The 18,914-nt window shown below is 70.6% G+C and carries 14 protein-coding genes; 2 read left to right on the top strand and 12 right to left on the bottom strand.

Annotation, left to right across the window (positions count from 1 at the left end):
- Window position 1: 1 nt before the first annotated feature.
- Entirely contained in the window at window positions 2–1,354 is a 1,353-nt protein-coding gene (locus QT381_RS12740; RefSeq protein WP_289249411.1) for an MFS transporter, read from the bottom strand.
- 47 nt (window positions 1,355–1,401) lie between these two features.
- On the opposite strand from QT381_RS12740, the gene QT381_RS12735 reads away from it, so the two are divergent.
- Window positions 1,402–2,604, top strand: a complete 1,203-nt coding sequence (locus QT381_RS12735; protein ID WP_289249410.1) for an aminotransferase-like domain-containing protein — start codon at window positions 1,402–1,404, stop codon at window positions 2,602–2,604.
- Between the two features lie 736 nt (window positions 2,605–3,340).
- Here QT381_RS12735 and QT381_RS12730 read toward each other — a convergent pair.
- The 9 genes from QT381_RS12730 to rfbB all read right to left on the bottom strand — a co-directional run bounded on the left by QT381_RS12730 (window position 3,341) and on the right by rfbB (window position 13,670).
- Window positions 3,341–4,366 carry a LacI family DNA-binding transcriptional regulator gene (locus QT381_RS12730; RefSeq protein WP_289249409.1) on the bottom strand — a complete coding sequence of 342 codons (1,026 nt, stop codon included), beginning with the start codon at window positions 4,364–4,366 and terminating at the stop codon, window positions 3,341–3,343.
- A 126-nt stretch (window positions 4,367–4,492) separates the two neighbouring features.
- Window positions 4,493–5,911, bottom strand: coding sequence for a GH1 family beta-glucosidase (locus QT381_RS12725; RefSeq protein ID WP_289249408.1), 1,419 nt, complete (start codon window positions 5,909–5,911; stop codon window positions 4,493–4,495).
- Window positions 5,912–5,964: 53 nt separating this feature from the next.
- Window positions 5,965–6,888: a hypothetical protein gene (locus QT381_RS12720; RefSeq protein WP_289249407.1), complete on the bottom strand. Its 924-nt coding sequence runs from the start codon at window positions 6,886–6,888 to the stop codon at window positions 5,965–5,967.
- Window positions 6,889–6,945: 57 nt separating this feature from the next.
- Window positions 6,946–7,833 carry a UTP--glucose-1-phosphate uridylyltransferase GalU gene (gene galU / locus QT381_RS12715; RefSeq protein WP_289249406.1) on the bottom strand — a complete coding sequence of 296 codons (888 nt, stop codon included), beginning with the start codon at window positions 7,831–7,833 and terminating at the stop codon, window positions 6,946–6,948.
- A gap of 77 nt (window positions 7,834–7,910) precedes the next feature.
- Complete coding sequence (locus QT381_RS12710; protein ID WP_289249405.1) at window positions 7,911–9,650, bottom strand: DUF4012 domain-containing protein; 1,740 nt, start codon at window positions 9,648–9,650, stop codon at window positions 7,911–7,913.
- Window positions 9,651–9,778: 128 nt separating this feature from the next.
- Window positions 9,779–10,201: a hypothetical protein gene (locus QT381_RS12705; protein WP_289249404.1), complete on the bottom strand. Its 423-nt coding sequence runs from the start codon at window positions 10,199–10,201 to the stop codon at window positions 9,779–9,781.
- A gap of 233 nt (window positions 10,202–10,434) precedes the next feature.
- The gene (locus tag QT381_RS12700; RefSeq protein ID WP_289249403.1) at window positions 10,435–11,184 is read right to left on the bottom strand and encodes an HAD-IIB family hydrolase; all 750 of its coding nucleotides are present in this window, start codon (window positions 11,182–11,184) and stop codon (window positions 10,435–10,437) included.
- On the bottom strand, window positions 11,181–12,668 hold the full coding sequence (locus QT381_RS12695) for a sugar nucleotide-binding protein (protein WP_289249402.1): 1,488 nt from the start codon (window positions 12,666–12,668) through the stop codon (window positions 11,181–11,183). Before QT381_RS12695 ends, QT381_RS12700 begins: the two co-directional genes overlap by 4 nt.
- A gap of 3 nt (window positions 12,669–12,671) precedes the next feature.
- A complete protein-coding gene (rfbB, locus tag QT381_RS12690) occupies window positions 12,672–13,670 on the bottom strand; it encodes a dTDP-glucose 4,6-dehydratase (RefSeq protein ID WP_289249401.1) in 999 nt (332 codons plus the stop codon).
- Between the two features lie 116 nt (window positions 13,671–13,786).
- Here rfbB and QT381_RS12685 point away from each other — a divergent pair, with 116 nt between their 5' ends.
- Window positions 13,787–14,386 carry a TetR/AcrR family transcriptional regulator gene (locus QT381_RS12685; protein WP_289249400.1) on the top strand — a complete coding sequence of 200 codons (600 nt, stop codon included), beginning with the start codon at window positions 13,787–13,789 and terminating at the stop codon, window positions 14,384–14,386.
- A gap of 34 nt (window positions 14,387–14,420) precedes the next feature.
- On the opposite strand, the gene QT381_RS12680 is transcribed toward QT381_RS12685, so the two are convergent.
- Together QT381_RS12680 and QT381_RS12675 are read right to left on the bottom strand one after the other, a co-directional pair.
- Window positions 14,421–17,867 carry an Ig-like domain repeat protein gene (locus tag QT381_RS12680; RefSeq protein ID WP_289249399.1) on the bottom strand — a complete coding sequence of 1,149 codons (3,447 nt, stop codon included), beginning with the start codon at window positions 17,865–17,867 and terminating at the stop codon, window positions 14,421–14,423.
- A gap of 499 nt (window positions 17,868–18,366) precedes the next feature.
- Window positions 18,367–18,914 (bottom strand): HNH endonuclease signature motif containing protein (locus QT381_RS12675; protein ID WP_289249398.1); only part of this gene is annotated, 548 nt, incomplete at its 5' end.

Raw genomic sequence — 18,914 nt, 5'->3', positions numbered from 1 at the left:
GTCATCCCCTCGATCGCGCCGGTGTGCTCGGTGAGGTCCGCCATCGACGACGGCGAGCCGGACGACGAGCCGGCCCCGTCACGACGGGATCGGCCCGCGACGTCCTCACCCTAGCGGCGACGTCCGCGGACGCGATCGTGTCGCGCAGACGCGGCGCGCGGATGCACGCGACGACGGCGAGCGCCGCGACGACGCCGGCCGCCGCGACCAGGGTGGGCACGAGCCCCGCCTCGTCGGCGATCGCGCCCACCACGAGAACGGATGTCGCTGCCGCCCCATACGTGACCGCCGCGTAGAGCGATGCGAGCGCCCCCTGGCGCGCGGGGCTCGATCCGCGCGTGAGCACGACGAGCGCGGTGCGGTACGAGACCCCGATCCCGACGCCCACGATCGCGAACCCGGCGATCACGACCGGTTCGATCCGGGCGATCGCGCCGAGACCGGCGACGACGATTCCGAGCGCCAGGGCGCCGAGTCCGGATGCCCACGGCAGCCGTCGCGCGAGGACGGGACTCGCGAGTTGCGCGGCGGCGCTCGCGACGAGCATGACGGTGCTCGCGAGAGCCCGCGCCGCGGGAAGGCCGAGGTCGACGAAGACCGTGGCGTTGTCGACGAGGGCGAGGCTCACGGCGACCCAGCCGATGCATCCGCTCGCGAAGAGCGCGATATCCCGCCGGCGCAGTGCGAGCGGCTCGGCCGCGCTCGTCACCGGTCGCAGTGCGTCGGCATTGGGCGCCCGGCGCACGAGGAGCGCTGAGACGCTCGCGACGAGAACCACGACGAGCAGGGCGCCGTGGATGAGGAACACCAGGTACGGCGCGACGGCGGGCGCGAGGGACACGATCGCCTGCGCGCCGCCCGAGCCGATCACGGCGCCCACGAGGTTGCCGGTCGCGGAGACGCCGCGCCCGGGGTCGCCGATCGCGGCGACGACGAGGGCCGACGCCGCTCCCGTCGCGATGCCGCCGCCGAGCCCGGCGACCGCTCGGCCGACGAGCACGGCCGGCTCGGACGCGAGCGACAGCAGCGCGTCGGAGGCGACTGCGACGGCGAGGCCGGCGCCGAACAGCACGGGCGCATGGCGCGTGAACCTCGGCCGCGCCATGAGCAGGAGCACGACGACGAGCGTGCCGACGTAGGCGACGAAGGTGAGCGACATCACGAGCGCGCTGAGCCCCAGGGTGTCGCGATAGACGGGCAGCAGCGGGTTGATCGCGTTGGTGCCCGCGAGGACGAGCGCGAACCCGGAGGCGACGATCGCGCCCTGTGCGACGGCCGCGGTGCTGCGATCGGAGGAGTGCGGGGATGCCATGACCAGTGCACAGTAGCAGGCGACATCCGTCTTGTCCTTCACATAGTAAGGTTTGAATCTGCTGTCGCCTGTGAAAGGAACCCGCCCGGATGCCGCCGACCTTCGCGAGCCGCATGGACCGCGTGCGCCCCTCCGCCATCCGTGAGCTGCTGATCTACGGCGCCGACCCCGAGCTGATCGCGTTCGGCGGCGGGTATCCCGACCAGTCGCTGTTCCCGATCGACGAGCTGCGCGGCATCTACGACGAGCTGCTGCGTGCCGAGCACGCCGACGCGCTGCAGTACACCACCTCGGACGGACTTCCCGAGCTGCGCGCCGCGATCGCCGAACGCCTGCGCGCCGACGGCACCCCCGCGACCGCCGACGACGTGCTCGTCGTGCACGGCGGCCAGCAGGGGCTCGACCTCGTCGCGAAGCTCATGATCGACCCGGGCGACACGATCGTCGTCGAGGACCCGACCTTCCTCGGGGCGCTCGTGGCGTTCAACCCGTTCCAGCCGCGGTACGCCACCGTGCGCATCGACGCGGACGGCCTCGACACCGACGACCTCGCGGGGGTGCTGCGCGCGCATCCGGGGGCCAGTGTGCTCTACACGGTGCCCGACTTCCACAACCCCACCGGGGTCACCCTGTCGCTCGCGCGCCGCCGTCGGCTCATCGAGCTCGCGAACGAGCACGACCTGCTCGTCGTCGAGGACAGCCCGTACCGCGAGCTGCGCTTCGAGGGCGAGCACGTGCCGACGCTCCGCAGCCTCGACACCGAGGGCCGGGTCGTGCAGATCGGCACGTTCTCGAAGATCCTCGCGCCGGGCATGCGCCTGGGCTGGATGGTGGCGTCCCCCGACGTGCTCGCGCGCCTCGGCCTGCTCAAGCTCGCCGCCGACACCCAGTCGTCGACGCTCAACATGACGGCCGCGCTGCGGTTTCTGCAGCGGCACGACATCGACGCGCACATCGACCGCGTGCGGGCGGTGTACCGCGGCAAGCGCGACACGATGCTCGCCGCGATGGACGAGCACTTCCCGCCCGGCGTCACGCACACCAGCCCCGACGGGGGGCTGTTCACCTGGGTCACCTTCCCCGGCGGATTCGACGCGGCGCGCTTCCTGCGCGAGGTCGCGGTGCCGGATGCCCACGTCACGTACGTGCCGGGCGAGCCGTTCTTCGCCGGCGAGTCGCGGTCGAACCACGCGCGCTTCAATTTCTCCAACGTCTCCAAGGCCGACATCGTCGACGGCATCCGCCGGCTCGGTGAGCGACTGACCGAGCGGACGGCCCCACTCGTTGGTTGAGGAGCCCGCGAGCGAAGCGAGCAGGCGCCTCGAAACCAACACCCACACCGAACCGTCCTGGTCTCGAGACGCGACCTCGCTCCGCTCGGGCGCTCCTCGACCAGCGAAGGGCCGCACCCCGTTGGTTGAGGAGCCCGCGAGCGAAGCGAGCAGGCGTCTCGAAACCAACACCCACACCGAACCGTGGCGGTCTCGAGACGCGACCTCGCTCCGCTCGGGCGCTCCTCGACCAGCGAAGGCCCCACGCCGTTGGTTGAGGAGCCCGCAAGCGAAGCGAACAGGCGTCTCGAAACCAACACCCACACCGAACCGTCCTGGTCTCGAGACGCGACCTCGCTCCGCTCGGGCGCTCCTCGACCAGCGAAGGCCCCACGCCGTTGGTTGAGGAGCCCGCGAGCGAAGCGAACAGGCGTCTCGAAACCAACGCCCACCAGCGAAGCCCGCACCCCGTTGGTTGAGGAGCCCGCGAGCGAAGCGAACAGGCGTCTCGAAACCAACACCCACACCGAACCGTGGTGGCCTCGAGACGCGACCTCGCTCCGCTCGGGCGCTCCTCGACCAGCGAAGGCCCCACGCCGTTGGTTGAGGAGCCCGCGAGCGAAGCGAGCAGGCGCCTCGAAACCAACACCCACCAGCCAGCCACACGCACCCGCGGTGGTCTCGAGACGCGACCTCGCTCCGCTCGGGCGCTCCTCGACCAGCGGCAGGCGCTCCCGACCTGCGCGGGCCGGGGCGCTCAGGCGCTCGCGCGCACCACGACCTCGGTGTCCATGATCGCGCGGTGGGGCACCTCCCGGCCGGCGAGCAGGTCGATCGCCATGGTCGCCATCCGCCGACCCATGTCGACCGCGGGCTGCCGCACCGTCGTGAGCGGCACGTCGTGCTCGGCCGCCGCGGGACTGTCGTCGAAGCCGAGCACCGCAACATCCCGGGGCACGCGGATGCCGCTGCCCGCCAGCACGCTCATCGCACCGAACGCGGTCAGGTCGCTCGCGGCGAACACCGCGTCGAGGTCGGGGAACCGCTCGAGCAGCAGCCGCATCGCGGCACTGCCGCCGGACCGGCTGAAGTCGCCGTGCACGACGCGGGTCGCGTCGAGTCCCGCCCCGTCGAGCGCCAGCCGCCAGCCCTCGAGGCGATCGACGCCGGCGGGCATGTCGGCGGGTCCGGCGATGTGCGCGATGCGCTCGCGCCCGGAGTCGATGAGGTGCTGCACGCCGCGGCGGGCGGCATCCGTGTTGTCGACGTCGACGTAGTACGCGCCGGAGTCGCCGTCCGCGATCGGGCGTCCGCCGAACACCACGGGCAGGGCGCCGCCGAGCGCGTCGAGGATGTGATCGCCGGCGTGGTGCGACACGATGAGCGCGGCGTCGACGTTGCCCCCGCGCAGGTAGCGGATGGTCTTCGCGCTCGACTCGATCTCGTGGGCGAGCTGCAGCGTGAGCACGTAGTCGCTGTCGTGCAGCACCTCGGAGATGCCGCGCATCACCGCCGAGAAGTACGGGTCGCCGAAGAACCGGGTGGTGTCCTCGGGCACGACGAGCGCGATCGCGCCGGTCCGCCGGTTCGCGAGGGAGCGGGCCGCGCGGTTCGGCACGTAGTCGAGCCGGTCGATCGCGTCGTGCACCGCCCGCACCACGGTCGGGCTGACGTGCGGCGAGCCGTTGATGACCCGGGATGCGGTCGACCGCGACACGCCCGCGGCGGATGCGACGTCCTCGAGCGTGGGCGCGGTGGCGCGCACCATCCGATCGGGCGCCATCGCACCTCCAACGGTCGTGGGAACGCTCCCGAGTTTACGGTTCGTGTAGGGGCGCGGGGCCGGGGGCGTCGACACGGCGCTGCCGCGCCCGCTCGGCCGACGAGCGGGACGCCCGGAGCGCCCGGCTCAGAGCGCGCGGGCGGCGATGATGCGCTGGTACTCGCGGGCGCTCTGCTTGAGGGTGCGCTGCTGGGTGCCGTAGTCGACGCGCACGAGGCCGAAGCGCATCGCGTAGCCCCACGCCCACTCGTAGTTGTCGAGCAGCGACCAGTAGAAGTAGCCCCGCACGGGGGTGCCGCCCTCGATCGCGTCGAGCACGGCGTCGAGGTGCGCGCGCAGGAACGCCGTGCGCTCCTCGTCCACCACGGCGCCGTCCGCCGTCACGACGTCGTCGTACGCCGCGCCGTTCTCGGTGACGACGAGCGCGACGCCGGCGGCATCCGTGTACTCGGCGTGGATGCGGTGCAGCAGCCGGGTGAGGCCCTCCGGCTGCACCTCCCAGCCCATGGCCGTGAGCGGCAGCGGCCGCGGATGCCAGTGCACTCCCGCCGCGGCCGGGAACGGCGAGCGCTTCGGATGCTGCGACGGCGCCTGCGTCGTCACGTCGGCGCCCGCTGCGGGGTGCGCCGACACGAGCTCGCCGTGGTAGTAGTTCACGCCGAGCACGTCGATCGGGGTGCTGATGAGCTCCAGGTCGCCGGGCTGCACGAACCGCTCGAGGTCCCACTCGCGCACGTCGTCGACGAGGTCGGGCGGGTACGCCCCGCGGAAGATCGGGTCGAGGAAGAACCGGTTGAACTGTCCGTCGATGCGGCGTGCGGCATCGACGTCGCCGGCATCCGTCGGGTCCACGGGATCGGCGACGGTGAGGTTGAGCGTGATGCCGAGGCGCAGCGCGGGGTCGCGCTCGCGCAGCGCCCGCGTCACGAGCCCGTGGCCGAGCAGGAGGTGGTGCCCGGCGGCGAGCGCCTCGGTCTCGGACGTGTGCCCGGGCGCGTGCTCCCCGCCGAGGTAGGAGAGGAAGGACGAGCACCACGGCTCGTTGAGCGTCGTCCAGTTCGTGACGCGGTCGCCGAGCGCGTCGTGCACCGTCTCGGCGTACTCGAGGAAGCGGTAGGCGGTGTCGCGGTCCGCCCAGCCGCCGGTCTGCTGCAGCGCCTCGGGCAGGTCCCAGTGGTAGAGCGTGAGCCAGGGCAGGATGCCGCCTTCGAGCAGTTCGTCGACGAGCCGGGAGTAGAAGTCGACGCCGGCGTGGTTCACCGCGCCGCCGTCGGGACGCACCCGGGACCAGGATGTCGAGAACCGGTAGGTCTGCAGGCCGAGCTCCCGCATGATCGCCACGTCATCCCGGTAGCGGTGGTAGTGGTCGCACGCGACCTCGCCGTCGTCGCCGTTCACGACCGCGCCGGGCAGGCGCGCGAACGCGTCCCAGATCGAGTCGGTGCGGCCGTCCTCGTGCGCGGCGCCCTCGATCTGGTAGGCGGCGGTGGCCGCGCCGAACAGGAAGTCGGGCGGGAAGGGTCGCGACGGGGTGGTGGTGCTCATCCGACGAGTATCCCGTGGAAGCGCTCCCATCGCCAGCGCGAGCCCGGGACCGCTCAGCGCACCCGGCCCGTGCGCTTGCTCGTCGTGGCGAGCAGCGCGTAGCCCTTCCGGTAGCCGGTGGCGACCACGGAGATCCGGGCGCCCGCGAGCCGCTTCGTGAGACGCAGCCCGCTCTTCGTCGCCCTCGCGATCGGCTTGCCGTTCGCGAGCCACTGGTATCGGAGCCTCGTACCGGCGGTCCACCTGCCGGGCTTCGCCACGAGCCGGGCACCGACCTTCGCGGCTCCCGTGATCGTCGGCCGCGCCCCGCGCAGTCTCTTGCCCGGCACCGAGACGGATGCGGTGCTCACGGTCGCGTCCTCGTAGCCGTCCGCGGTCGCGACGATCACCGCCGAGAGCCGGTGCCCCGCGTCGGCGATGTCGACGTCGTACTCCGCGTCCTCGGCGCCCGCGATCGCCACCCCGTCCCGGCGCCACACGATGTCGAGGTCGGCGACGTCGGCCCAGTCCCCGAACACGAGCGTGAGCGTCCTGCCCACGCGAGGCGTTCCGCCGATGGTCGGCGCCGTGGCGCCGAGCGGCACGAGGCCGAGCGTGCCGTCGATCCCCGCGACCTGCGCGTCGTCGGCCACGGAGAAGAAGGTCGCACCGTCGGGCCCGTCGTCGAGCACGACGCCCGCGGCCGTGCCGTTCCAGAACCGGGTCAGGTAGGTGTCGCCGTCGTCACTGAAGGCGACCGTGTACTCGCCCGCGGCGGGCGCGGTGATCGTGTACGAGCCGTCGGGCGCCACGTCGCCCTCCGCGACCTCGTCGCTGCCGTCGTAGAGCGCGACGGCCGGCACGGCATCCGGCGGAAAGCTGATGCGTCCCGAGACGGTGCCGGGCGCAGCGGCGCTCGCCGTGCCCGGCGCGCCCGCGACCGCGCCGAGTGGGAGAGCGGCGGCGACGACGATGGCGGCCGAGCGTGCTGGATTCACGGCGCACACGCTACGGATGGCGCGGCGGCGCCGATACGCCCCGTTCCGGGGGTCCCGTCACAGGCCGGCGGCGTACTCCTTGATCCAGGCGGTGAACGCCGGGCCGAGGTCGTCCCGCTCGGCGGCCAGGCGCACCGTCGCCTTGATGTAGTCGAGCCGGTCGCCGGTGTCGTACCGGCGACCACGGAACACCACCCCGTACACCCCGCCCGCCTGACCGGTCCGCGCCAGCGTCTGCAACGCATCCGTCAACTGGATCTCGTCACCCTTGCCCGGCGGCGTCTGCTCCAGCACCTCGAAGATCTCCGGCTGCAGCACATACCGCCCGATCACCGCGAAGTTCGACGGCGCCGAACCGGTCGGCGGCTTCTCCACCAGACCCGTCACCCGCACCACATCATCCGTGCCGGTCTCCTCCACCGTCGCGATCCCGTACAGGTGCGCCGCCTCCGGCTCCACCTCCAGCAACGCGATCACCGTCGCCGTACGCGACTCCGCCTCCTCGATCATCCGCGACAGCAGCACATCCCGCGCATCGATCAGATCATCACCCAGCAGCACCGCGAACGGCTCATGCCCCACGTGCATCTTCGCCCGCAACACCGCGTGACCCAGACCCCGCGGATCACCCTGACGCACGTAGTGCATCTGCGCGAGCGAGGTGGAGTGCATGACCTTCGCGAGCTTCTCCGCGTCGCCCTTGGCCTGCAGGGTGGCTTCGAGCTCGGTCACCCGGTCGAAGTGGTTCTCGAGCGCGTTCTTGTTGCGGCCCGTGATCATGAGCACGTCGTCGAGGCCGGCCGCGACCGCCTCCTCGACGACGTACTGGATGGCCGGCTTGTCGACGACCGGGAGCATCTCCTTCGGCATCGCCTTCGTCGCGGGCAGGAATCGAGTGCCGAGCCCCGCCGCGGGGATGACGGCCTTGCTAATTCGAGTAGTCACGAGTCTTGACTATATCGAGCGGATGTCATCCTTCGTTTTCGGCGCGTAACCGTTGCGTTACGACCGCCGCGCGGGATTCAGGATGCCGGGCAGACCGGCGCCGCGGGCGTCGTCGCCGACCACGGCCGGATCGAGGGTGCGAACTGCACGCTCGGCTGCGCGGAGAGCACGTCGGTGATGTCGTCGCCGATCGTCGGCTCATTCCAGTCGATCACGAGCGTGGACGACTGTCCGGGGTCGAGGTCGACGTTCACGGCGTACAGCGGGCGATCGTTCTCGTCGCCCACGTACCCGCCGATGGTCTCGCCGTCGAGCGTCGTCTCGTTCTCGTACGACCCGACCGGCCCGTACACGGAGATCACGTCGGCGTTCGAGCCGCGCACGTAGGGGGCGCCGGTCTCTTCCCGGTCCGCGCGGATGTCGACGTACTCGGGCAGACCCGACGTGGGCGCGTTGTTCGTGACGGTCACGGTGACCTTCGCCTCCCGCTCCTCGCTCCACTCGTCCGTCGGATTGCACGTGCCGAGCTCGTAGTCGACGGCGACGTCGATGAACTGATCGATCTTGCTGCCCGCCGAGTTGTTGAGCGCGACGTAGACGTCGGGCCCGTACGCCGAGCTCAGGGCGCCGTCGAGGCCGGCCGCCGTGATCTCCGACTCGACCTCGGCGTGCGGCGACCAGAGCTGCACCCGATCGTGCGTCGCGCCGAACGAACCGCCGGCGAACAGCGACTGGAAGTCGAACTGGCCGCTCTGCAGACGCGCGAAGATCTGCTGCACGAGGTGGCCGACGATCGCGTTCTTGTCCGTGAAGTCGGGGTACTTCGCGTACACGTCGAGGGTGAGGAACTGGATGACGTTGGACGCGTCCACGGTCGTGCCGTCGACGTCGATCGGCCCGGTCGCGGCGAGCAGGTAGGGCACGGTGCCCTGACCGAAGCTGACGACCCCGTCGAGCTCGGTGCCGGTCTTCGTCTTCCAGACGTTGCTGACCATTCGGCCGGTGTCGGGGAAGTCCGCCGAGCTGTTGAGGCTTCGCCACTCCGTGAGCTGGTCGCCCCAGATGTCGAGGTAGTCCGACGACAGGCCGGCCGTGGAGATCGGGACCGGGATGAGATCGAGGTCGGAGCCGCTCGCCGTCTGGGTCACGGTGCCGCCCTTCGTCGAGAGCACGGAGAACGCACCGAGCAGGCCGCCGGTGCCGCGCGCCTCGGCGAGGTTCTGGAGTCCGACGAACCAGGTGCCATCCGTGCCGAGCAGGATGGGCAGCATCGCGAGCAGCGGCTGGCTCGACGAGATGAACTGCTGCACGCCGCCCAGTGCGCTCGTCAGCGAGTCGATCGCCGAGACGACGCGCGAATCGAGACCCGTGGTGTCCACCGAGTCGATCTGCGTCGAGGCGACCCCGATCGCGCTGTTCAGGTCCGTCAGGCGGGTGTCGAGCCGGCGCAGGGCGTCGACGTTGTAGTGGCCGCCCGACGAGACGGAGGCCGTATCGAGCTCGGGGAGCAGCTCGGCGAGCGGCCGTGCCGCCGTGCTGATCTGCACGGTCGCCGCCGCGAGCGTGCGCGTGGCCGCGAGATAGTCGCCGATGAACGGTGCGCCGCTCGCCGCACTGATGACGGGATCGGTCGCCGCGTTGAGCATGTCGTGTGCGAGGTCATCGAGGTGCTCGACGTCCTTCGCCAACACGTCGAGGTCGGCGTTCGCCGCGTGCTGCTTGGTGACGCTCGCGTACGAGACGAACGTCGCGAACGCCCCGGCGAGAGTCGAGACCCGGAAGCTCACCACGGAGCCCGCGATGACCAGCAGTGCCACGAGAGCTACGGCTATCGTGACGACCCCGACGGCGCGCGTCGACCTCATTGAACCCCCAGAACGCGGTTGAGCGGGCGCCCCGGCCGGGGCGCCCGCTCAACTCTCTCAGACGACGTGCGTCGTTGACGTCACTTCTTCTTCTTCTTGATGACGATCTTCTTGTACGTCGTGATCTTGCCGATCTTCACCTTGATGAAGTAGGTGCCGACCTTCTTGATCTTGAGCTTCTTGAGCGAGTACTTGCCGCCCTTCTTGACCTTGGTCGTGCCGACCTTCGTGGCCTTCTTGACCTTCTTGGCCTTCTTGAGGGTCGTCGCCTTCACGTAGGTGATGGTGACCTTGGTGCCGGCCTTCGTGTTCTTGGTCACGCCCTTGACGGTCACGAGCTTGCCGACCGTGCTCGACGCGGGCGTGCCCTTCAGCGAGACGGACGGGGGCGTGACGGGCGGGTACGCGGCCTCGGCCGAGACGGCCGACGTCGCGATGAGGGCCCCCGCGAGAGCGAGGCCCGCGACGGCGGTACCGACGCTTCTCTTGATGGTGGTGCTCATGTGATTTCTCCCTTTGTGGTCTGGGCAAAGGGATGACAAGCCATCCCCCGAAGAAGGTGGTCAGTCATTGACCGAATGAGGATCTGGCGATCCGGCTGCACGCCCATGGTAGCGGGCGATCGCTGCCCGAAATGTTACATCTTCATGAATTCGTTGCCCAAGATCGGCCCCCGAACGGGGGGCATTTCGGCGATTCGAGGCCGGCGAGCCCGATTCTTCGGGGCTTCTTCGGCTCAACTGAGCAGCTCGATGATCGCCGAACGGGTGTCCTGCCAGCCCTCGACCGGGCGTGTCGCGACGCCGAGCGCCTTGACCGGGTAGTCGTTGCCGTCCGGGTCGAGCCGGTCGCCGATGAAGAGCATCTCGTCGAGCGGCACGCCTGCGAGCTCGACGAGCTTGCGCATCCCGTAGGCCTTGTCGATGCCCTTGCGGGTGATGTCGATCGAGGTCGACCCGCCGGAGCGCACCTCGAGGTCGGGCAGCTCGGCCTGCACCTTCTCGCGCAGGGCGTTCTTCTTCGCCCCGGTCGGATCCCAGGCCTTCTTGGCGTCGAGCGGCGCCTCCTGGCCGAGCGCCGAGTAGGTGATCTGCGAGCCGCGGTCCTCGAGCGCCGGCCCCCACGTCGTCGTCTCCCACAGGCCGAGGCTCAGCGCGCCGGACTTGAGCGCGGCGAGCGCGCGCTCGCGCTCATCCGTCGTCAGGTCCTCGGCGTAGATGCGGGACCAGTCGCCGCCGACGAAGCGGAAGTACTGCGTGCCGCACGTCGGCATGAGGTGCAGGCGTGCGAGCAGCGCGTCGGGCACCTCGCCGAGCGAGCTGAGGAACTGGGAACGGAACTGACCGATCTGGCCGCCCGAGATGACGCACACCTCGAAGCGCTCCAGCAGGCCCGCGAACACGGGCACCATCGAGGCGTCCATCGCCGACTTGGACGGCGCGAGGGTGTCATCGAGATCGAAGGCGATCAGGCGGTACTCGGTCATGCACTGTCCTTGTCGGGGGCACTGCCCGTGTCGGGGGCACTGCCCGTGTCGAGGTAGCTGCGCAGCGCGTCGGCTGCCGGCCGCGGGCGGAATCCCGTCGCGGCCAGCTTCTCGAGGGAGAGCGTGCTGTGCGCGGGGCGCGGCGCCGCCACCTTACCGGCGAAGTATTTCTCGGTCGTTACGCCGGTGACCCGGTCGCCGGCGTGGCCGGTGAGCACGTAGACCTCGCGCGCGATGTCGGCCCAGGACTGCACCGGGCCCTCGTTGCTGAGGTTGTACGTGCCGTGGGGAGCGCCCGTCGACGAGCTCGGGGAGGGATTGTCCGTTGCCTGAGCCCGTCGAATGCCGAGCAGGTGCAGGATGCCCGCGACGATGTCGTCGGTGAAGCTCAGCCGGCCGTACTGGTCGTCGACAACGGACGGGTCGACGCCGCGCTCGGCGAGGGACGCCATCGTGCGAACGAAGTTGGCGCCGTCGCCGATCACCCAGCTGGTGCGGATGATGTAGTGCTTCGGCACGGTCGTCACGATCGCGTCGGCGGCGGCCTTCGTCTGCCCGTAGACGCCGAGCGGTGTGAACGGCTCGGCCTCGTCGTGCACCTCGACGGTGCCGTCGAAGACGTAGTCGCTCGACACGTGCACGAGCGTGAGGCGGTGCTCCGTGGCGATGCGGGCGAGCGTCGCGGTGGCCGTGACGTTCGTGGCCCACGCCTCGGCCCGGCCCTCGGGGCTCTCGGCGGCGTCGACCTTCGTGTACGCGGCGGCGTTGATGATCGTGTCGTACCGCTTCCAGTCGACGGCGGCCACCGCATCCGCATCGCTCAGGTCGAGGTCGGCGCGACCGAGCGCATCCGCGGCGGGCAGGGCGCGCTGCAGGGCAAGGCCGAGCTGGCCGCCCGCGCCGACGATGAGCGTGCGCCGCGGGGGCATCGGGGTGACGTCGGCGAGGCGCGGGTGGGCGCGGTCCTTGTCGCTGAGCTCGGCCTCGTCGAGCGGGATCGGCCAGGCGATCGCGGCGGTCTCGTCGGCGAGGTTGAGGAAGGTGTACTGCGCCTGCGCGTCGGCCGACCAGTGGTCGTTGACGAGGTAGGCGTATGCCGTGTCTGGCTCGAGGGTCTGGTAGCTGTTGCCGACGCCGCGGGGCACGAAGATCGCCCTCGACGGGTCGAGCTCGGCGGTGAACACCGCGCCGAACGTGGGCCCCTCGCGCAGGTCGACCCAGGCGCCGAAGATGCGGCCGGTGGCGACGGAGACGTACTTGTCCCACGGCTCGGCGTGGATGCCGCGCGTCGTGCCGACGGCGTCGTTGAACGAGATGTTGTTCTGCACCGGGCCGAAGTCGGGCAGGCCCGCGGCGATCATCTTGGTGCGCTGCCAGTTCTCCTTGAACCAGCCGCGATTGTCGCCGTGCACGGGCAGGTCGTAGACGACGAGACCCGGGATGCTCGTGGACGTGCCGGCGAGCTGCTTGCCGAACGCGACCACGGTCTACTGGCCCTGGGCCGCGTAGCGGGCCTCGGCGGCGGCCTTCTGCGGCCCCCACCACGACTCGTTGTCGCGATACCAGCCGATCGTGGCGGCGAGTCCGGCGGCGAACACGCCGAAGCTGGGCTGCCAGCCGAGCTCGGTGCGCAGGCGGGTCGAGTCGATCGCGTAGCGCAGGTCGTGACCCGGGCGGTCCCTGACGAGGTCGTAGGCATCCGTCGGCTGCCCCAGTTCGGCGAGGATGAGCTCGACGACGGCCTTGTTGTTGTGCTCGCCGTCGGCACCGATCAGGTAGGTCTCGCCGATGACGCCCTTCTCGAGGATCGTCAGCACGGCCGAGCTGTGGTCGTCGGCGTGGATCCAGTCGCGCACGTTCTCGCCCGTGCCGTAGAGCTTCGGGCGCACCCCGGTGAGCACGTTCGTGATCTGGCGCGGGATGAACTTCTCCACGTGCTGGTAGGGACCGTAGTTGTTGGAGCAGTTCGAGATCGTTGCCCTGACGCCGAACGAGCGCACCCAGGCGCGCACGAGCAGGTCGCTGCCGGCCTTCGTGCTGGAGTAGGGCGAGCTCGGGTTGTAGGGCGTCGACTCGCTGAACCGCGACGGGTCGTCGAGTTCGAGGTCGCCGTAGACCTCGTCGGTCGAGATGTGGTGGAAGCGGATGTCGTGCTTGCGCGCCGCCTCGAGCAGCGTGTACGTGCCGATGATATTCGTCTCGAGGAACGGGCGCGGGTCGTGCAGCGAGTTGTCGTTGTGCGACTCGGCCGCGTAGTGCACGACGGCGTCGTGCCGCGCGAACAGCTCGTCGACGAGTGCCGCGTCACGGATGTCGCCGTGCACGAACTCGAACCGGTCGGCGGGCAGTCCGTCGAGGCTCGCCCGGTTGCCCGCGTAGGTGAGAGCGTCGAGCACCGTGACGCTGTGATCGGTGTTCGCGAGCACGTAATGCACGAAATTCGATCCGATGAAACCGGCGCCGCCGGTGACGATGATTCTGCTCATTGCGGTTCCTCGCTGCGCTGTTCGCGGTGGGCGGTCAAATCCTCAATGAGAGTATCCGACCCGGCGCAGGGCGCCCGCGCACGCAGCCGCTCGCACCCGGCCACTACAGTCGGCACATGGTCGACGACACCCGCCGCCGCACTCCCCGCTCCGAGGTGCGCGAGCGGCTGCTGGCGGCGGCCGCCGCGCTCTTCGCCCAGCGCGGCATCGCGGGGGCGAGTCTCGACGACATCGCCGCCTCGGCCGGGTTCACGAAGGGCGCGATCTACTCGAACTTCGCCACGAAGTCCGAGCTCATCGTCGCGCTCATGGATCATCTGACGACGGCGCAGCTCGACGCGACGGAGAAGCTGATCGCCGTCGGAGGTCGCGATGAGGCGTCGATGGCGCAGGTCATCCGCACCGCGTACGGTCCGATCACGCCCGAGCGGCGAGCCGGGTGGGCGCTCGCGACCGAGTTGCGCCTGCACACCGAACGTCATCCCGAGGCGCTGCCGGGATTCGTGCGCACGCGTCTGGCGGTGCACGACCAGGTGCGCGGTTGGGTGCAGGGCTACCTGGCGCTGCATCCGGAGACCCGACTGGCGCTCACTCCGGATGAGGTGGCGAGCGTCTGCAACGCGATCCTCGCCGGCCTCGCCCTCGACGCCGACGTTCCCGGCACTCCGACGGCGGGCGACCTCATCGTGAAGGTGCTGCTCGCGATCCGTCGCTGAATCGACGCGGCCGTCGCTCGTGGCGCTGTCGCCCCTACTCGGCGCGGAACGGGCTCACCGTGACGTGGCTGACCGTGTGCCGGCCGTCGTGACCGGCGGTCACGACGAGGGTGCGTCTGCCCCAGTTCTCGCCGACGTCGAAGGTGAGGCGGTACCGACCGCGGCTGTTCGCAGCCGCCTTCTTCGGTGAGATGCGGTGCCCGTTGTAGACGACCCGCACCCGCTCCCCCGGCAGCAGCCGGCTCACGGTGATGGTCTCATCGCGCGAGGCCCGCAACCAGGTCGCAGCCCGCGCGACCCGCGGCGCCACGAGCCGGTTGGCGATGGTCGTGTCACGGCCGGTGCGATCGGAAGCCGACCCGGTGACGACGACGGCCCGCTTCACTCCGGCGACCCCCTTCACGCCCGCGGCGAGGCTCTTCGGCACCGCGACGAGCCGGTTCACGACGCCGCTCGCGCTCGCCGTGCCGTGCGCAACGATCCGGCCGCCGATCGTCACGGTGTAGACCTCGGCGGGGGCCAGCCCGGTCGCGCGGATCCGGGACTTCTCGCCGGTGATGACTCGTGACGGCGCCGTGACCCGCAGCTTCGCGGGCGCGGCGGGGGTGGCGACCGGTGCGGGGTCGGTTCCGACCGGTACAGGGTCGTTGGCGACCGGTGCAGGGTCGGCGACGACCGGCCCGATGACGTCGGAGCCCGCGCCGGCCGTCACGTACCCGGCACGCACGGCGTCGATCTCAACCCGGATGCTCGTGCCCTCCTCCGCCGCGGACGGCGCGAAGCGAGCCCCGGTGGCTCCGGGGATGAGCACGTCGTCCGCGAACCATCGGTACACGTACCGGTCGGCGCTCGGAGCGCTCTCGCCGACGACGGCGTCGAGGGGCTGCCCCACGCGCGCCGCGCCCTCGATCCCGACGGTCGGACCCGCGGTGAACTGCCGCGCGGCGACGGCGAGCGGTTCGGACTCCGCCGTCACGTCGGCGTAGCCGTCGCGGTGCACGGTGACCGCGACCGTGACGTGCCCGCCGACCCAGGCCGGGTTGTCGAGGTCGAACGCGGTGCCGGTGGCTCCGGCGACATCCGTTCCGGAGACGCGCCACTGGTAGACGGGCGTCGACGTGGGCGTGCTGGCGGACTCGACCGCGGTGAGCGTCTCACCGAACGTCGCCGACCCGTCGATCGTCGGCACGGGCACGCTGGAGTACGCGGCCGGCGCGATGTGCAGGTCGAGTTCTGCCGAGGCGGTCGCTCCGTTGTCCGCCGTGACCTCGATCGTGGCGTCGCCGTCGGCGATCGGCGTGCCGTGCAGCCGGCCGGCGGTCGTCAGCTCGAGGCCGGCGGGCAGGACGCCGCGCGACACGTGCCAGCTGGGAACAGGGTCGCCGGTGGCGAGGAGCTGCGTGTCGTAGTCGGCGTCGACGGTGCCGTCCGGCAGGGAGTCGGTCGTGATCACGGGCGTGATCGGCGCGATGAGTCGCGGTGCGCTCTCGGCGTCGACGTCGACGTAGTGCTCACGCCCGAGATGCGCGACGACGTGCACCGTGCGACCGGCGTAGGCGCTCGAGATGTGGAACGTGTTCGACGCGCCGCTCTGTTCGACGGTCCCGCCGACGACGAAGTCGTACGTCACGGTCGACGGGGCCGGTGTGCTGTGCACGCTCGCGGTGAGTGTGGCGTCGATGGTGCGGCCGCCGCCGTCGTCGCTCCAGGCGACGTCGACGCCGGCGCCGGCGAACTCGGCCTTCGCGATCGTGATCGTGAACTGCTTCGTGGCAGTGAGGCCGTTGTCCGCGACGACGCTGAACGTGGTGTCGCCGTCGGTCGTCGGCGAGCCCGTGATGGTGCCATCGGTGGCGAGCGTCAGCCCGTCCGGGAGCGCATCGCCCGGCGCGAGCCGCCAGTCGGGCCGAGGATCGCCGCTCGCGTCCAGTCGCGCGCTGTACGACGCCCCGAACGTGCCGTCCGGCACGGATGCCGTGGCGATCACGGGCGCCACGGGAGCGACCACGAACGGGTCGCTCTGCACATCCGCGGGCATGTACTCGTCGCGCTCGATGTGGGCGACCGCCGTCACCGTCTTGTTCGCCGCGCCTGAGCCGAGGTGGAACGTCGGGCTCGCGCCGGACTGGGCCAACGTCGCGCCGACGTACCAGTCGTAGCGCACGCTCGTCGGAGCGACGGCGCTCGTGAGCACGGCGGTGGCGTCGCGATCGATCGTGGCGCCGCCGTTATCGACGACGTCGACGGTGAGGCTTGCACCGGTGAACTGCGCCGGGTCGACCGTCAGGGAGAACGTCTGCGAGGCCGTCGCGCCATTGTTCGCGGTCAGGGTGAAGGTGTAGCTGCCTGCGACGGTCGGAGTGCCGCTGACCTGTCCGGTCGAGGACGCCAGGCTGAGCCCGGGCGGCAGGCCGCTGCCCGCGGCGAGGGCCCAGGCGGGCGCGGGGTGACCGGCGGACAGGAAGGTGTGGTCGTAGGCGGCGTCGACGGTGGCGCGGGGCAGTGTCTCCGCGGTGATCGTGGGCGCCGAGGGGTCGACATGGACCGTGGTGGACGCGATCACGGCGTCGTAGTAGTCGTCCCCGGCGTAGCTCACGACGAGAGTGTGGTCACCCGGCTCCAGGGAGCCGAGTGCGAGCAGAGCAGTGCCGTCCGCGAGGAGTGCGTAGCCGGAATCTCCGTCGAGTCGGTAGCCGATGAGTCCGGTCGGCGTGCGGCCGACGCTCGCCACCTGCACGGTCGCGGTGCTCGCGGCGCCCCAGGTGACGGATGGCGCGTCGATGCGCACTGCCGATGACGCCTTGTTCACCCTGACGGTGCTCGCTCCGGATTCGGAGGCGGTCCACTCGCCCGATCCCGTATAGGTCGCGGTCACGACATAGTCGCCCGGCGTCAGCGTGCCGAGATCGAGCGTGGCGACGCCGTCGCTGAGGGCGACCGGCACATCCGTCGACCCCAGGTGGAACGTGACGGAGCCGCTCGGGCTGCCGGTTTCGCTCGTCACCGTCGCGGTGAGGGACGCGCTGGCGCCGTAGCTGGTCGACGTCGCACCGCTGAGCACGGTGGTCGTCGGCACGGCGATGGTGTACTCGACGCTCGACCCGACACCGGAGTAGTAGCTGCCGCCGTACCAGCAGATCATCAGAACGGTCGCCGACCGGGTGTCGCTGTAGCTGAACTCGAAGGTGCTGGTGCCGGACTCGGTCCCGATCAGGGTGACGGGCTGGTCGGGCCCGTGTGTGCCCGAGCCGGTCGAGATGTTGTACGAGGCCTTGACGAGGGTGCGGCCGTCGTCGTAGGGGGAGTCGGCCGTGCAGATGAAGCGCACGACCATGATGGTGTTCGGAGCGTATGGTCCGGTCGGCGACACGGAGACGACGTCCCCGGGGAACGCGCTCGCGGGCGCGGCGCTGACGAGCGAACCCGCCGCAACGGCGGCGATGACGACGAGCGCCATGACGGCACGTCGAACACGGATCATTGTGCTTCCCCCCGACTCGATACCGCGCAGTATCAAGTCGAAGCTACATCGGGAGGCGGCAGAAGTCGAGCCTCCTCCAGCTGTCGACGGCGTCAGCGCCCAGCGAGTTCGGCTCGCAGGTGACTCAGTCCGAACGGCCGCTGAGTGGCGCACGGGATCGACGGGAGCGGGGTCCTGAGCATGCGGTGGTCACCACCGTGAACGTGAACGTGAACGTGGTCGCGTGAATATGGTCGCCACCGTGAACACTGTCGCGAGTCGGTCGAGATCGGAGAGATCCGCGAGGGGTCTCGCCCCGTGGATGACCTGCTGGACCCCGTCCAGCCGACGGCGAACAGGACGAGGCCCGAGGTTCGCGAGCGGCCGCTGCGGATCTCGTCGGTGCGGTGCGTAAGCGTCGCCCGGCGTGCTCGTGTAGCGCGTGCTCGTGTAGCGCGTGCTGCGGGTGGGGTGGGCTGTGCGGGGGTGTGGTGGGTGTGGTGGGTGCGGGGTGTGGTGGTTAGGGGGTGTGTTGTGTGATCGGGTTCTGTGATCGCAGGGTGATGGGTGGGGGTGTTGTGTGGGGGTCGCGGGCGACGAGTTCGTAGGTGCTGGTGTGTCGTCGTTGTATCCGGTAGTGGTTGGCGTGTGTCCACAGGTGGTGGAACCGGCACAGCAGGACCCCGTCGGCGATGTCGGTTCGTCCGCTGTCGAGTTTGTGTTCGTTGGTGTGGTGTGCCTCGCACATCGCGGGCGGGGCGGTGCATCCCTCGATGACGCATCCGCCGTCGCGGGCCGCGAGAGCGCGGCGTTGCGCGCGGGTGAATGTGCGCTGCTCGGTGCCGAGGTCGATGGGTTGCCCGCTCGTGTCGAACCGCACGGCCACGGAACCGTCGGTGCACGCGATGCGTTCAGCGGTCACGGTCGACACGGACGCCGTGGTGCCCTCGATCCACGCGAAGCCGGTGCCGTCGCGTAGGTCGCGGGCTCGCACGTGCACGGTCACCGCGGCTCGGCGTGTGGGGAACAGCTCGCCGCGGTCGGCGTTGCGTGCGAGCCGCACGAGAT

Origin of the sequence: Galbitalea sp. SE-J8 (genome assembly GCF_030345695.1) — a bacterium.
In the GTDB taxonomy this organism is placed as follows: domain Bacteria; phylum Actinomycetota; class Actinomycetes; order Actinomycetales; family Microbacteriaceae; genus JAUASV01.
The sequence above is the reverse complement of the archived record's forward strand: the minus strand, read 5'-3'. Positions and strand labels throughout refer to the sequence as shown.

What these genes read in the sequence shown, in the direction of transcription:
- QT381_RS12735 (WP_289249410.1), top strand. Translation starts at nt 1,402, where the DNA reads ATGCCGCCGACCTTCGCGAGCCGCATGGACCGCGTGCGCCCCTCCGCC.
- QT381_RS12730 (WP_289249409.1), bottom strand. Translation starts at nt 4,366, where the DNA reads ATGGCGCCCGATCGGATGGTGCGCGCCACCGCGCCCACGCTCGAGGAC.
- QT381_RS12725 (WP_289249408.1), bottom strand. Translation starts at nt 5,911, where the DNA reads ATGAGCACCACCACCCCGTCGCGACCCTTCCCGCCCGACTTCCTGTTC.
- QT381_RS12705 (WP_289249404.1), bottom strand. Translation starts at nt 10,201, where the DNA reads ATGAGCACCACCATCAAGAGAAGCGTCGGTACCGCCGTCGCGGGCCTC.
- QT381_RS12700 (WP_289249403.1), bottom strand. Translation starts at nt 11,184, where the DNA reads ATGACCGAGTACCGCCTGATCGCCTTCGATCTCGATGACACCCTCGCG.
- rfbB (WP_289249401.1), bottom strand. Translation starts at nt 13,670, where the DNA reads ATGAGCAGAATCATCGTCACCGGCGGCGCCGGTTTCATCGGATCGAAT.
- QT381_RS12685 (WP_289249400.1), top strand. Translation starts at nt 13,787, where the DNA reads ATGGTCGACGACACCCGCCGCCGCACTCCCCGCTCCGAGGTGCGCGAG.
- QT381_RS12680 (WP_289249399.1), bottom strand. Translation starts at nt 17,867, where the DNA reads ATGATCCGTGTTCGACGTGCCGTCATGGCGCTCGTCGTCATCGCCGCC.